Here is a 14,105-nt window from a genome sequence, read left to right as displayed (position 1 = left end):
CTCATCCCATGAAGCCATGCTGTGTCAGGAAATCTGTTCCGATATCCTTTTTACCAGGCTTTCCGGACCTTCCGCCATTCATGAATTTATAAATATACTTTGCCATCATATCGCACTCAAGGTTGACAACATCGCCTGCCTTTTTACTCCCGAGGATCGTGTCATGTCTTGTTTGCGGAATCAAAGAAACTGTAATTGTGTTATGTTCCGTTCTAAACACGGTTAGAGAGGTGCCATCCAGACAGACAGATCCTCTATCAATAAAATAACGTGTTAACTCTTCCGGAATTTCAATGGTGATGTAAAGAGCATTCTCGACAAACTGAGTGGACGCGATGGTTCCAGTGCCATCAATATGCCCTGTCACAAAATGCCCCCCAAAACGTCCATTGGCAGCCATTGCTCTTTCAAGGTTCACAGGAGCTCCAGCCCCCAGCAGCTTCAATGAAGTATTGTCAAAGGTCTCAGGCATTACATCAACAGTGAATGAGCGGCTGCTGAAGGAAGTCACAGTCAGGCATGTGCCATTAACCGAAATACTGTCTCCCAGCTTCACATCTTCCAGTACCTTTTTTGCCGAAATCGACAGGACCATGGAAGCAGACGATTTGCTGATTTTTTCAATTGTACCGATCTCTTCAATTATTCCGGTAAACATTTTATTTAGCTCATCCCTTCCTCAATGGCTTGGCAATAATCTTTAAATCATTACCGATATTTTCTACAGAAGAAAACTCTAATTCATCACCATCTGAGATAAGCGGAAACCCTTTCCCGCCAAAACTGGAGAAGGCATTAGATCCGCCAATAAGCTTAGGTGCCATATAGATGACCACTTCCTGGTACGCCTTTTCTCGTAAAAAAGAAAAATGTACAGCAGAGCCGCCCTCTACTAAGAGAGAAGTAATTTTCAGCTCGCCAAGCCGTTTTAAAACTTGATTAATCGAAATATCTGGAGAATTCAGTTGTTCAATCCTTACTCCTTTATCAAGCAGGAGTTCTTTTTTCTCAATGGTGGCATTTTTCCCACAGAAAATAAGCGTTTCAGCCTCTTGCACGTCTAAAATTCTGCTTTCAATTGGAATTTTTAAATTTGTATCCAATACTATTCGAATGGGATTTTTTCCACCTCGGGGCAATCGGGTGGTGAGAAGGGGGTTATCTTGTATGACCGTATTTACTCCAACTAAAATGGCATCATGAGCATGCCGGTACTTATGTACATCCAGCCTGGACTCTTCAGAAGTGATCCATTTGCTGTCTCCTGTATAAGAGGCTGTTTTACCGTCAAGTGTCATGGCTGTTTTCAGCGTAATATAAGGTGTCTGGTTCTGGATAAAATGAAAGAAATACGCATTCAGATCCAGTGCCTCTTTTTCACAGATGCCTGTAGTTACTTCGATCCCGGCTTTTTTCAGGATGTCTATCCCTTTGCCGGCGACCAATGGATTGGGGTCCATGCTTGCTATAAACACTCTTTTTAATTTGTTTTCAACGATAAGGTTGGCACACGGAGGCGTTTTCCCGGTATGTGCACAGGGTTCTAAAGTGACATAGATGTCTGCACCCTCTGCCTTCTTACCAGCCTGCCTAATGGCGTGAACCTCTGCATGCGGTTCCCCGGCTTTCAAATGGGCACCCATTCCGGCAATTTCTCCGTCTTTCACTACTACTGCACCAACTGCGGGATTCGGCGAGGTCTGTCCCTTGCCTGCTTTGGCGAGCGACAGTGCTAATTCCATGTAATCACGTTCTTGCAAGGATTGGTCCTCCTTCCTGAAGCAATAGGTCCCCAAACATATTGCTGATAATAAATAACCCTGAGTGGTTGGAGCACTCAGGGAGACAGTCATAATTAAATAAGCGTATAAAAAGAAATTTTTACGCGCTTCTTCCTTCTCCCATCCAGACTTTAACTGTCGGCCTTGGAGTTTCACCAAATCCACCGCCATTTGTTAAAATGACGGGTCACGGACTAAGAACACTTTCGTTCATCACCGCCGGTAGGGAATTTCACCCTGCCCCGAAGGAATACTATTCGATTGAGTTTACTATACCATAATAATAAAGGAGTTGCATCACAGAATGCTTGAATGTTCACACATTAAGATTTCGTGCCTTCAAAGCGAAAAATCGAGCTGATATTGCCTTGTTATACCGGCTTAAGTTTATTGGCAGTGAGGGGTTACAATTTATACTCTTTTGGTGTGATGAGTACTCTCTCGAAGACATTCTTGGACCCTTTTTCTCTTTTAGCATGCCCTAAACCATCCTCTTGCCAATTCAAATATCTTAAACACTGATCATCTCTTTCTTTGACTCAAATTTAAAAGAACAACTAAATAAGGTAGTAATTGTCCATGTACAGCACTAAAAAAAGGATGCCCCAAATTCTTTGCTCATCATCCACTTTCTCAAACCGAAGAATAATGCTTGAAGGATCAAACAACTGCTGTATTTCTGCTGACATGCGTCCCCGCGTTATCGAGCATACTTTCTTATCATTAATCGTCAGGCTCCAGCCTTCTCCTTGGCTCAGTAGTGAAATTGCATTTCCTTCAGCGTCATTCCAATTTTCATGAATTTTAACAAACTTCCTATAGTCGCCTTGGCATTCAAGTTCCACTGAACCCTCGCCTTTTTTTAGTATGGCCTGTATATCACTTATATCCAGTTTCCACGAACCATTTTTAGATGAACAACAGCCTTTCATTACTCCGTCAAAGCCAAAGAAATTATAGGTCTTGTCCTTTTTAATCACAACCAGACAAGCCCCATTTCCATCAGCAGGAGACTTTATGGCAGCCCTTGAACGTTTCACTTCTCTCTCGTATATCAAATACATGAAAACGCAGGATATTCCGAGCAAAATTAAGGTTAAATAGAAAAGAATATGCAGACCTCGAATGAAAACACTGAGCAGCACAGCAAGCAGCAGCATTACTACTGCTCTTTTGAAATATTGAAAGCTCATTTTTTTATAGAAAAGAGTAATATTCATCCAGTAGTCACTCCTTAAGAGAGTTCTTTTCATAGTATGAAATTGATAGAGAAAAAAGAACAGCTGCAAAAGAAGGCAACTTAAATTAAAGGCATGGGGAAAAAAGTAACCAAGCGGACGCCTAGGTGCCCAAACTAACAAGAATATAAGGAAAAAGGGCACCAAGAAGGTCTCTGGGTGCCCAAACTTCACAAAAATTAAGGGTAAAGGTAACCAAGCGAACGCCTTTATGCCTAAACTCCACAAAAATCAAAGGAATAGGTAACCAAGCGGGCGCTTAGGTACCCAAAATTACCAGACTCTAAAGGAAAAGGGCGCCAAGCATGCAACTTGGTGCCCAAACTCACCAGACTTTAAGGGAAAAGGTTATTATCACCGTCACCTGAAATCTATCTCATTGTCACCATTTGTGATTGTACATCCTTCCATGCCAAAAGCTCTTCAAACTTTAGCCTGGCATCTTCATATCCTTGGTTGTATAACTCCTCAAGTTTCCTTGGATTCCGTTCAATTCTACCGACTTTCAACGGCATTTCAGGACGAATAATAAACACGCTGCCCTTCTCTTCTTCCTTTTCCAGGTATTCAACGGTCTCATTATATACTTTATAACGATTCATCATTGCTTCTCTTAGACCAGGATATTGAGGATATTTTCGTTTAACCAGGTAATTAAACTTCGATGGGCTTTTTAAATATCCTTTATTCCTTGTCAGAATGACTACGTTCTTTGAATAACCGTCCGCTTCCGCTTTTCTAACAGGTATGGGGTCGCTGATTCCGCCATCAAGTAAGTGGCGGGAGTGAAACTGTACAACTGGCGCCACGAATGGAAGCGAGCTTGATGCACGAATGGGCGTTAAAACATCTTCACCATAATCACTTCTATTATGATAGACAGACTCGCCCGTATGGCAGTCTGTTGTTCCGATTACAAATTGGGAAGTACTGTTTTGAAAAGCTTCATAGTCATATGGAACGATTTTATTGGGAATTTCATTAAATACGAAATCCATCCCAAACAGTTCCCTTTTTTTAATGTAGTTTCTCCACGAGAGGTAATTCGGATCTCCCGCAAACCCGATGTTCACTTTTTTGTTTCTTCCTTTTTGCTTAGACAGGTATGAGGCCGCAATACAAGCACCTGCTGAAACCCCGATAACGTAAGGAAACTCTACTTCGTTTTCTAATAGATACTCCAAGACTCCTGCTGTATATACTCCTCTCATCCCCCCGCCTTCCAGTACAAGCCCGGTTTGATCGAAAAGCATCATTCTTTCACCTCTTCAAAATGTATTCTTTCATTAAGTATAATTGCATTTTATAACTCTCGTGATTAGTGTCTCATAGGAAGGAAAGAATGTGTATTAATCTTAATCTTCATTAAAGATAGACTTTAAAGGGATGATAACTGCACCGCATTCTTTTTCGTAATATTCTATGGGTCCAGCTTCCCCTAATACTATATAGGCATAATTCTTTTCTTTCATATCTTGAAGTGCTTGATGAAGAAGCTGGCTTCCCACCCTGTTATTTCTTTCTGTTTTTAACACGCCCATAGGGCCGTATATCCCTTTTTGGCTGCGGTAGACATCATAGGAAGAAAATCCGATAAGCTTTGACCCTTCCCAAGCAAGAAAGACGGGAATTTCTTTTTGCCGGAATCCATTGAGAATCGACTCTGTCCAGGATCCTCCAAAGTTCTCCTCAACAAATTTCATGACTGCCGGTTCGTCCTCCTTTTCTGCTCTTTTAATCACTGCCTGTTGACCTGAGAATACTTTTTTAGTGTAAGTATTCAAGGACACGAGCAAGTCGCGGGCCGTCGTTACTGCAGCTTTTATTTTTTCATGAGGAAGGGCTTTAAGGAATTGCTGCTCTTCTTCAGACCAGGATTGATAGAATGCTTTTATGATATGGCCTTCGTTCAGATAAAGTTGATTGTAATTATGCATAATTTCGAGGGCTCTGTTCCATACCTGCTCTGTTCTTCTGGAAATACTTCTTGAAAAGTCTTTATGAGGAACACTCACCTCTTCTTTAGCCCTTTTTAAGACGAGCAGGTCATGAATTTCCTCTTCCATCAGCAGGTACATTTCCAACAGTGTTCCCTTCCTTACAAGGGCCGCCCCCAGAAACAGATCCACTGGTTCAACCGGCCCCTCACAAATAGATTCAGCATTGCTTATTAAACTTTTCACCTTATTTGTAAGAAAATACGTTACCATTCCTTTTCCCCCTATAGACAAAAGACCGATTCTCTACCAGAACCGGCCTTGGTTTCTTTACTATATTCTACAAGAGTTTTATTTTTCCTGGGCTAATTTACTTTTTTTGAAAAGCTGTTTTCATAAAAACTGTTTATTTCGGAAAATCCCAAGAGCCGGATTTCTCCCCGGATACTAAGTTTTTCCTCTCTAATTGAGTACAGCTCTTTTCTTTCTTACCATTATTTTAGTTATATCTTACGTATTCCATGTTAAATAGCAACGGGGTTTACGAAAAGAGCCTTTTGAAAAGCAATGGTGCAGCCGCCATGATAAGAATGACCATTCCGAGTGTGACGATTAAGGTTAAAGTCAAATCAGTGGACCAATTTCCTTTTCCAAGAATCTCAGTTACATAAGAAGGTATTTGAGAAGGAGACCATTTTAATTGGCTGGAAAGCATACTTGAGAGAAAAGTAATAAAAATCGAGAGTCCAATTGTTGAGAAAGCTGCTAAACCAGGGGAAGATGTCAGGCTGCTGAAAAAGATTGTCAACGTAACAATGAAGGACAACCAAATTCCATAAGCCAGCAATGCTTGAATGAAATCAGACACCGCAATTCCATCAAATAATATATTGATATAGTACCAACTTGCAACCATCCCGATTACATAGGAAACTTCGACAAGAATTATAGCAGCGGTCCATTTTGACAGAATATAGCTAAAGTACGATACGGGTTTAACCAGCACAAGAGCAGCGCTTCCATTTTTTCTTTCTCCTGCCACAGTCCCCATGAAACCCAGAACAATTACCAGGACGCCCAACGTGCTGTACTGACTGATCACAGCAAGAAGTACTTCTTGGGACGATGGAGGAGGAATTTCAATGACTGCCCCTTCCGGAAGATTTCCCACTGCATCCAAAATATCAGGCATATAATAGGCAGTCAAAGGTTCTGAGATCCCAAATAAGATGAATACAATCGGCAACCAAATCCATTTGAAATTCCTCCTTGATTCAAGCAATTCTTTCCTAAGAAATACGAAGAATTGTTTCATCATTTGACCACCTTCATGAATATATCTTCCAGACTGCTCTCGCTTGTTTCGAATCTAATGAGTGGAAGCGAATGCTGAACAGCAATCTGCAGTATTTCATTTCTGGCCTTACTGATATCTGCAACTTTTAGCAGGATAGTGTCCCCATTTATTGTATATTCCTGAATAAATGGACTATCTAAGAAATGCTTGATGAATTGATCGGCTGTTTCTTCAAATTGTAATATAAGAACTGCCTCTTTATATCTCTCTTTGATGTCTTGCAAGGCCCCACCCTCTACTAAATTTCCATTATGGAGAAACAGGACATCATCACAGATTTCTTCTGCATCATTTAGAATATGTGTGGAGAAGAGGATGGTTGTATCTTTTTTCAACCTTCCCATCAACTCCAGCACTTCTCTTCTTCCAAAAGGATCCAGCGCTGACACAGGTTCGTCGAGCATAAGCAATTTAGGTTTGTGAATTAACGCCTGAGCTATTCCAAGCCTTTGTTTCATTCCGCCGGAAAACTCTCCTATCTTCCGAACTTTTGCGTCTTCAAGGCCGACGAGATCAAGAAGATCACCGGTTCGTTTTTGGGCCGCTTTCTTTGTCATTCCCGCAATTTCACCAGAGAATATCATGTACTCCTCCCCTGACATCCACTCAAAGAAAGATGGGTACTGGGGAAGGTAGCCGATTAACGACCGCAGATCCTTGGTCTTGGGCAGAAGATCCGAATGCACACTTCCTGAACTGGGAGTAATAAGTCCCGCGAGCATTTGAATGGTGGTTGTCTTTCCCGCCCCATTGGGTCCCAGCAGTGCTGTGCACTTTCCTTCTTCCAGTTGGAAGGTCACGTTGTTGACCGCAAGCTTTTCTTTATATTCTTTTCTTAACTCTTTAACAGTGATGACATTCATCCATTTTGTCTCCTTCCAATGACAAAGTAGATAATGGGACCAATAATGTTGATAAATAATATGATCAATACCCACAGCCATTTCGGTCCATTGGTATTCTTGACCCTAATTAAATCTACAAGAGCTGTAACCATTAAAATGAGCTGGATGATCAGCAAAGGAGCAACCAGCCCCCAGTTGATTGATTCTAAAACTTGTTGTAGTTCTGTCATTTATATTCCTCCTCATTATTTCTTTTGTATTCTCGATGATAATACGAAGAGAAGGAAAAAACGTTCAATAATTATTAAATTTTTTTTGAAGAAATCTTTGGCTCCTAGTAAAGTATCAGTTTCTTCTTATTAGAAGGCTCTTTTCGTAAGCTTTGCTGCTAATTCACACTAATTCCGAAGAAATAACACTAATTCACGGGTATAATCTCGTAAATAGGAAAAGAAAAGAGCTGCTCTCCCCGATTAGAGAGAAAACCTTTAGTATACGGGGCAAATCCGGCTCTTGAGATTTTTCCAGAAGCCACATGCATGAGAAAACAGCCTACTAGAAAAGCCGTCTGCACTTTTGCGCAGACGGCTTTTCTTTCACTAATCAACGTGGTTACCCGCTGAATCTTATTCCTTATAAAATTCGGAAAATCGCTGGAATTCGGTAGTACTCTCCTTCATATGCCTTTATCGCTCCAAGGATTGTAAAAATGAAGGCAAGCAGCCCGACAATCGGTGCAAGGATAAATCCGATCAGTACTAACATCAGCAGCGAACTTATCAGTCCATAGATGAAATAGGAAATAAGAAAGTTCATATACTCTTTTCCGTGATGGTCGATATACTCTGATTCGTCTTTCTTGATGAGCCAGATAACCAGCGGTCCAATGAAAACTGTAAAGAAGCTGATAATATAAATGAATGCGGCTAATAGTCTTTCTTCTTTTGTTGGTTCCACACTATCCCTCCTCTATAAGTCTTTTTTGGCTGGGGTTGCTGCTTTAGGATATCTCCGGATTCAAAGTTTTTTCTCCTGGTGATTAACTTATGGCGTAATTTCAATATACATTGACTTGCAGCAGCGATTACGAAAAGAGCCACCGGAAAATATCATCTACTTAACTATACGCTTGAGAAAATGAAAAGTTTCGACTGATTTTCTTTAATCCTTTAAAGCACGAAGAGGGACAGTCCCTCTTCGTGCTTTAAAGGGGTAAAGTCAAGGCATTCTTCCAGCTTTTTTGAATATATGTTAATAGAGACCTTGTCCAGGAAGGATGAATTTTTATGATGTCTAAACTTGAAGCCTTGATATTGGGAATGATTCAGGGGCTAACCGAATTCCTGCCGATCTCCAGCACCGGCCATCTGTATATTGGACGGAAAGCGTTCGGACTTGAAGATGCGGGCCTTTTCCTGGATACGATGCTTCACCTCGGAACTCTTCTTGCGGTTCTAGTTGTCTACCAGAAGGAACTGCTGCATATGATCCGCCACCCTTTCAGCAGATTGAGCATGATTCTGATCATAGGAACGATTCCTGCTGTTATCATCGGATTTTCCTTTGAAGATTATTTTGACCGAATTTCCACAACGGGAAGTACAATAGGATGGGAATTTCTCATAACAGGTCTGGTTATGTATATAGCGGATGGAGTCAAGGATGGTTATAAAAAGCTTGAAGACCTTACTTATACTGATGCATTTGTCATAGGAAGCTTTCAGGCTGCCGCCATTTTCCCTGCTCTTTCAAGGTCCGGGTTAACCATAGCTGCAGGTTTATTCCGAAAACTTGACCGTCAGACAGCTGCATACTTTTCCTTCCTGCTTTCAACTCCAGCCATCCTTGGTGGATTGCTGATTAAAGGAAAGGATCTTTTCTCAGGACATGTTGAAGCTGTTTCCCTTCCCGCTTTGATGGTCGGAACTGCGGCCTCTGCTGTCTTCGGCTATATAGCCATTGTCGCCATGATTAACTTCCTGAAAAACCGCTCTTTGAAAATATTCTCCTATTATGTATGGGGGCTGGGCATTCTCATTTTAGTTCTTCAATGGGCAGGAATATTTTAAGGGGGTGATGAAGTGGCACATGAATGGATATTTGAACTGCTTCAAACCCTCTCTGAATGGGGCTATCTTGGAATTGCCCTCGGATTGATGGTAGAAGTGATCCCTAGTGAATTGGTATTAAGCTATGGAGGTTTCCTGGTATCTGAAAACAAGCTTCATTTCGTTGGAGCACTTCTTGCAGGTGTAATCGGAGGTACACTGGCTCAATTATTTTTATATTGGCTTGGACTTTATGGCGGAAGGCCTTTCTTTAATAAGTGGGGCAAATTTCTACTAATCAGTGAAAAACATTTGGATGCTTCGGAAGAGTGGTTTACCAAATATGGCACCTTTGTCATCTTCTCAGCCAGGTTCATCCCAGTAGTCCGGCACGCGATCTCGATTCCGGCTGGAATAGGAAAAATGAAATTTTCGTTATTCTTACTTTATACATTTGCTGCTATGATTCCATGGACGGTTCTCTTTCTCCTTATTGGAATGGAACTCGGCGATCACTGGAAGCAGATTGAAATTATCGGAAGCCAATACATCAAGCCTATTGCCTTTTTTGCAGGAACAGGCATAGCACTTTACTTCGCTGTTCAAGCTTGGAAAGCCAGAAAGAAGAAAAATTAAGGACCGTCTTTCAATGTCTTCTATTTTTCCAGAAACACGTTTAAAATAGGATGAAATAGCTAATGTTTCAAGTTCATAACCAGTAAAGGAACTGAAGTCATGCAAACACTAATTTTAAAAAATGCTACTCTGTATACCATCACATCAGGAATTATCCCAAATGGAAATGTCTGGATTGAAGAAGGAAAAATTAAAAAGATATCGACCCACTGGACCCAAACGATTCCCGGTGTAAAAACCATCGACTGTAAAGGAAAACCTCTTCTTCCTGGCTTTATTGATGTCCACACACATCTTGGCCTTTATGACGAAGGAACAGGATGGGCAGGAAATGATGCCAATGAAACAATTGAACCAATGACTCCTCACATTCGTGCATTCGACGGTGTGTATCCTTTGGACCCCGGGTTTCAGGACGCTCTTAAATACGGTATCACCACCGTGAATGTCATGCCGGGAAGCGCGAACGTCATAGGCGGTACAACGGCAGTCATCAAGACATTCGGCAAAAACATTGCGACTATGATGGTCCGTGAAACTTCCGGCTTGAAACTGGCACTCGGCGAAAATCCAAAAAGAATTCACAGTAATGGTAATAAAGATTCGATTACCCGAATGGGAATCATGGGAATGCTGAGGGAAGCTTTTTTTCATGCAAAGTACTGTGATCAGCCTGAAGAACTGAGAGTGGCACCGTTAGTCATGGCATTGAAAAAAGAAATCCCTGTCCGAATCCACGCGCACCGAGCTGATGATATCCTTTCTGCTGTACGCTTTGCCTGTGAATTCGATCTGGATTTAAGAATTGAACACTGTACAGAGGGACATCTCATAGCACATGAACTGCGAGATCTTAATTTAAAAGTCAGTGTCGGTCCTACTTTCACCCGCCGCTCGAAGGTCGAGCTTAAAAACAAAAGCTGGCTGACCTATCAAGAACTGACGAATAATGGCGTGGAAGTTTCCATCACCACTGACCATCCTTATACTCCTGTCCAATATTTGAACATGTGTGCTGCCATTGCGGTGAGGGAAGGATGGGACCCCGAAAAGGCACTGGAAGGCATAACTATAATTCCTGCAAAAAACCTGGGAATCGACCACAAGCTCGGCAGTATCGAGAGAGGAAAAGATGCCGATCTCGTGCTCTGGAGCGACCATCCTTTCCATTTTATGGCGAAGCCCCTGCTAACATTGGTCAATGGGGAAATCGCTTTCAATAATTTGTAGAAAATTGGTGAATTTTTTCATAAAAAATTAACGAATTACCTATTTCATTTTATAATTTTTTTTAGTATGATACTTTCAGATGATATATTCCATTATATTGTTCACTAGCCGGGCAATTGGATATATGGCTTTTGTAATAGAGGGAAGGCAAATGGTGCGCCACCAGTTTCTTGACTGGTCTTAGTGGGTTCGATTCCCACCCCGAAATTTTTTATGCTGTTTATGAAAAATTTCGAGGGTGGAGTCTTTACACTAAAAGACTGCCCTCATGGAGGGATACAGATGATCAAGAAACGCGAATTGCAGGACTGTCACGTTCTGTTCGATTTAATGGTGCACCCGGAGGTCTTCCCTTTCGTGCGTCAAAAAGCCCATTCCTACGAGGAGTTTCTCTTTTTGTCAAAAAGCACGATAGAAGCAGAAGAGCGCGGAGAATTAATTTCACGTACCATCGTTGATGAATGGGGCAGCCCGATCGGAACCATCAACCTGTTTGATATTGAAAATGCCGCCGGTTTCCTCGGAACATGGATCGGCAAACCATACCACGGCAAAGGCTACAACAAGCCAGCTAAAGATGCCTTCTTCCAAGAGCTTTTCTATGAGCTAGGAATGGAAACTGTCTTTATGAGAATCCGAAAAGTAAACATCCGCTCACAAAAAGCAGCGGAGAAACTGCCTTACGTAATCAAAGCAAATGAATTAAGGCCATCCATCTACCAGCAATTGAATGCTGATGGAGATATTTATGACTTATATGAAATTCCAAAAGATCTATACACCATGCACCTCTACAGCACTCCTCAAGAAGAGGAGCAGGCGTTGGAGGCATAAGAAAGCCCTGGGTTCCGTTTTTGGGACCAGGGCTTTTTTTTGTTTTGAGATTGCCTGGAGGTGCAATACTGATTGAAACCACCGTTTAGAATTAAGATAATTTTAAACTTCTTTATCTGCATCTCATTCATGCGGTCTCGGAGTTACTGCTGTTTAAACCCTTTCTTTACTGCATCAACTTCTAGAATCTCATACTTAGTGCTGTTTAAACACTTTCTTTACTGCATCAACTTCAGGGATCTCGGAGTTCATGCTGTTTAAACCTTTCCTTTACTGCATCAACTTCTAGAATCTCACACTTAGTGCTGTTTAAACCCTTTCTTTACTGCATCAACTTCTAGAATCTCATACTTAGTGCTGTTTAAACACTTTCTTTACTGCATCAACTTCAGGGATCTCGGAGTTCATGCTGTTTAAACCCTTTCTTTACTGCATCAACTTCAGTAACCCTCATAGTTAGTGCTGTTTAAACCCTTCTTTTACGGCATCAACTTCAGTAATCCACATAGTTAGTGCTGTTTAAACTCTTCCTTTACGGCATCAACTTTAGTAATCCACATAGTTAGTGCTGTTTAAACCCTTCTTTGACGGCATCAACTTCAGTAACCCTCATAGTTAGTGCTGTTTAAACCTTTCCTTTACTGCATCTACTTCAGTTAGCCTTGAGGTACTGCTGTTTAAGCCCTTCCTTCACTGAAAATTAACTTCAGTAATCTCAGAATTCGTGCTGGGTGATATAGCTTCTGACTGCTCCGGTCCTAAGTCTAAATTCTCTGTTGTATCAAATCCCATCAGACTGAATCGTGTTCAAAAATATCTGTTCTATAGCTATCAAAATCCTCTGGGACCTCCTCTTTTTCGTCTCCCTAAAAAACTGTTTTCGAACCTGAATCGGCTCTCTCTCCCCGGACTCGATTTCTCCCCCTATACCCTCAACCATAAAAAGAGGCTGATACGTATAAGTACCAGCCTCTTCACAGCGAAAGAAATATTATTTTGATAAACGTGAAAGCTCATTAAACATATCTTCTATGGTGTAGGAAGACTTATTCTTCTCCATAGCCAAAATCATTTCTTCGCTTCTTCGTTCCAGTTCATCAAGGTTATGCTTAAATGTCTCAGGACTCAGCTCTTCCTCTTCAAGCTTTAGTGCGATTCCCTGCTTCACAAATGAATCAGCATTGATGATCTGGTCTCCCCTGCTCGCTTCCCTGGAAAGAGGAATCAGCAGCATCGGCTTTTTAAGGGCTAAGAATTCAAAGATAGAATTAGAACCCGCACGAGAAATGACAAAGTCTGTCATGTCGAGGAAATGCGGCAGCTCTGTTGAAACATATTCATATTGCTTGTAGCCTTTTTGTTCAAGAGAAGTGTCAAGATTGCCTTTTCCACAAAGATGGACAATTTGATAGCTCTTCAGCAATTCGTCAAGGTTTTTCCTGACAGCTTCATTAATCTTCCGGGACCCCAGGCTTCCTCCCATAATCATCAGGATTGGTTTATTGTCATAGAATCCTGTAATCCTTTTTCCTTCCGCTTTGTCTCCGGAAAACAATTCTTCGCGGATGATTGCACCGGCACAAATCGATTTATCCGCCGGCATGCTGTTCAGTGTTTCAGGAAATGTCGTGAAGATTCTCGTCGCAAACGGAACAGCCAGCTTATTAGCGAGTCCGGGGGTGAAATCAGATTCATGGATTGCTGTCGGTATTCCGGACATTTTGGCTGCCATTACAACAGGAACAGAAACAAAACCGCCTTTTGAAAAGATGACATCGGGCCTGGTTTTCTTTATGACCCCCTTGGCTTCCATAAGTCCCTTCATAACCTTGAAAGGATCTGAAAAGTTCTTCCAAGAGAAATATCTTCGCAATTTACCGCTGGAAATTCCGCGGTAAGGAATCTCAGGAAATTGTTCTGTTATGATCTCATTTTCAATTCCATCTTTTGAACCTATGTATGAGACCTTCCATCCCTGCTTTATAAAAAAGGGGATAAGGGCCGCGTTGACTGTCACATGTCCGGCAGACCCGCCGCCGGTAAAAAGTATATGTTTGCTCATAATCAAGCTCCTATCCATAAAGTATCCTTTATCATTATACACGGTATTTTCCTAAACAATATCAAGTTTATATATTAACATGGAACTCGGCTGCTTACGAGCGGGAAATCGTTCAATCAATCTTTACTTACCCTTGC

The 14,105-nt window shown here is 41.5% G+C and carries 14 protein-coding genes and 1 riboswitch; of the genes, 4 read left to right on the top strand and 10 right to left on the bottom strand.

The genetic code is table 11. The annotated features are described in order from the left end of the window. Position 1: 1 nt before the first annotated feature. From FZC79_RS07050 to FZC79_RS07010, 9 genes are all read right to left on the bottom strand, one after another. Complete coding sequence (locus tag FZC79_RS07050) at positions 2-658, bottom strand: riboflavin synthase (RefSeq protein ID WP_148946087.1); 657 nt, start codon at positions 656-658, stop codon at positions 2-4. A 10-nt stretch (positions 659-668) separates the two neighbouring features. Further along, entirely contained in the window at positions 669-1,760 is a 1,092-nt protein-coding gene (gene ribD, locus FZC79_RS07045; RefSeq protein WP_148946086.1) for a bifunctional diaminohydroxyphosphoribosylaminopyrimidine deaminase/5-amino-6-(5-phosphoribosylamino)uracil reductase RibD, read from the bottom strand. Between the two features lie 129 nt (positions 1,761-1,889). Next, a riboswitch (FMN riboswitch) is annotated at positions 1,890-2,035 on the bottom strand. A gap of 303 nt (positions 2,036-2,338) precedes the next feature. Beyond that, on the bottom strand, positions 2,339-3,001 hold the full coding sequence (locus FZC79_RS07040) for a hypothetical protein (protein ID WP_148946085.1): 663 nt from the start codon (positions 2,999-3,001) through the stop codon (positions 2,339-2,341). A gap of 389 nt (positions 3,002-3,390) precedes the next feature. Next, complete coding sequence (locus FZC79_RS07035) at positions 3,391-4,272, bottom strand: patatin-like phospholipase family protein (RefSeq protein ID WP_148946153.1); 882 nt, start codon at positions 4,270-4,272, stop codon at positions 3,391-3,393. A 102-nt stretch (positions 4,273-4,374) separates the two neighbouring features. Further along, a complete protein-coding gene (locus tag FZC79_RS07030; RefSeq protein ID WP_148946084.1) occupies positions 4,375-5,229 on the bottom strand; it encodes a GNAT family N-acetyltransferase in 855 nt (284 codons plus the stop codon). 268 nt (positions 5,230-5,497) lie between these two features. After that, positions 5,498-6,274 carry an ABC transporter permease gene (locus FZC79_RS07025; RefSeq protein WP_252183271.1) on the bottom strand — a complete coding sequence of 259 codons (777 nt, stop codon included), beginning with the start codon at positions 6,272-6,274 and terminating at the stop codon, positions 5,498-5,500. After that, a complete protein-coding gene (locus tag FZC79_RS07020) occupies positions 6,271-7,176 on the bottom strand; it encodes an ABC transporter ATP-binding protein (protein WP_148946082.1) in 906 nt (301 codons plus the stop codon). Before FZC79_RS07020 ends, FZC79_RS07025 begins: the two co-directional genes overlap by 4 nt. After that, positions 7,173-7,388, bottom strand: coding sequence for a PLD nuclease N-terminal domain-containing protein (locus tag FZC79_RS07015; protein WP_148946081.1), 216 nt, complete (start codon positions 7,386-7,388; stop codon positions 7,173-7,175). The genes FZC79_RS07020 and FZC79_RS07015 overlap by 4 nt, the downstream gene beginning before the upstream one ends. A 403-nt stretch (positions 7,389-7,791) precedes the next feature. Next, complete coding sequence (locus tag FZC79_RS07010) at positions 7,792-8,115, bottom strand: DUF4870 domain-containing protein (protein ID WP_148946080.1); 324 nt, start codon at positions 8,113-8,115, stop codon at positions 7,792-7,794. A gap of 332 nt (positions 8,116-8,447) precedes the next feature. Between FZC79_RS07010 and FZC79_RS07005 the strand changes: the two genes are divergently transcribed. The 4 genes from FZC79_RS07005 (at position 8,448) to FZC79_RS06990 (ending at position 11,906) form a co-directional block, all read left to right on the top strand. Continuing rightward, complete coding sequence (locus FZC79_RS07005) at positions 8,448-9,227, top strand: undecaprenyl-diphosphate phosphatase (protein ID WP_148938809.1); 780 nt, start codon at positions 8,448-8,450, stop codon at positions 9,225-9,227. 12 nt (positions 9,228-9,239) lie between these two features. Next, positions 9,240-9,842 carry a DedA family protein gene (locus FZC79_RS07000; RefSeq protein ID WP_252183270.1) on the top strand — a complete coding sequence of 201 codons (603 nt, stop codon included), beginning with the start codon at positions 9,240-9,242 and terminating at the stop codon, positions 9,840-9,842. A gap of 99 nt (positions 9,843-9,941) precedes the next feature. After that, positions 9,942-11,072 carry an amidohydrolase gene (locus tag FZC79_RS06995; protein ID WP_148946079.1) on the top strand — a complete coding sequence of 377 codons (1,131 nt, stop codon included), beginning with the start codon at positions 9,942-9,944 and terminating at the stop codon, positions 11,070-11,072. A gap of 282 nt (positions 11,073-11,354) precedes the next feature. After that, positions 11,355-11,906, top strand: a complete 552-nt coding sequence (locus tag FZC79_RS06990) for a GNAT family N-acetyltransferase (protein ID WP_148946078.1) — start codon at positions 11,355-11,357, stop codon at positions 11,904-11,906. 991 nt (positions 11,907-12,897) lie between these two features. Here FZC79_RS06990 and FZC79_RS06985 read toward each other — a convergent pair. Then, positions 12,898-13,968 (bottom strand): undecaprenyldiphospho-muramoylpentapeptide beta-N-acetylglucosaminyltransferase, encoded by a 1,071-nt coding sequence (locus FZC79_RS06985; protein WP_187442669.1) that lies wholly within the window; start codon positions 13,966-13,968, stop codon positions 12,898-12,900. Positions 13,969-14,105 lie beyond the last annotated feature (137 nt).

Origin of the sequence: Rossellomorea vietnamensis (genome assembly GCF_008180615.1) — a bacterium.
Classification (GTDB): Bacteria; Bacillota; Bacilli; order Bacillales; family Bacillaceae_B; genus Rossellomorea; species Rossellomorea vietnamensis_D.
Note: the sequence above shows the minus strand (reverse complement) of the source record. Positions and strands in the feature narration are given on the sequence as shown.

Excerpts from the sequence above, each read along its gene's own strand:
- FZC79_RS07030 (WP_148946084.1), bottom strand. The coding sequence starts at position 5,229 with ATGGTAACGTATTTTCTTACAAATAAGGTGAAAAGTTTAATAAGCAAT.
- FZC79_RS06985 (WP_187442669.1), bottom strand. The coding sequence starts at position 13,968 with ATGAGCAAACATATACTTTTTACCGGCGGCGGGTCTGCCGGACATGTG.
- FZC79_RS06995 (WP_148946079.1), top strand. The coding sequence starts at position 9,942 with ATGCAAACACTAATTTTAAAAAATGCTACTCTGTATACCATCACATCA.
- FZC79_RS06990 (WP_148946078.1), top strand. The coding sequence starts at position 11,355 with ATGATCAAGAAACGCGAATTGCAGGACTGTCACGTTCTGTTCGATTTA.
- FZC79_RS07050 (WP_148946087.1), bottom strand. The coding sequence starts at position 658 with ATGTTTACCGGAATAATTGAAGAGATCGGTACAATTGAAAAAATCAGC.
- FZC79_RS07015 (WP_148946081.1), bottom strand. The coding sequence starts at position 7,388 with ATGACAGAACTACAACAAGTTTTAGAATCAATCAACTGGGGGCTGGTT.
- FZC79_RS07040 (WP_148946085.1), bottom strand. The coding sequence starts at position 3,001 with ATGAATATTACTCTTTTCTATAAAAAAATGAGCTTTCAATATTTCAAA.
- FZC79_RS07025 (WP_252183271.1), bottom strand. The coding sequence starts at position 6,274 with ATGATGAAACAATTCTTCGTATTTCTTAGGAAAGAATTGCTTGAATCA.
- FZC79_RS07035 (WP_148946153.1), bottom strand. The coding sequence starts at position 4,272 with ATGCTTTTCGATCAAACCGGGCTTGTACTGGAAGGCGGGGGGATGAGA.
- FZC79_RS07020 (WP_148946082.1), bottom strand. The coding sequence starts at position 7,176 with ATGAATGTCATCACTGTTAAAGAGTTAAGAAAAGAATATAAAGAAAAG.
- FZC79_RS07005 (WP_148938809.1), top strand. The coding sequence starts at position 8,448 with ATGTCTAAACTTGAAGCCTTGATATTGGGAATGATTCAGGGGCTAACC.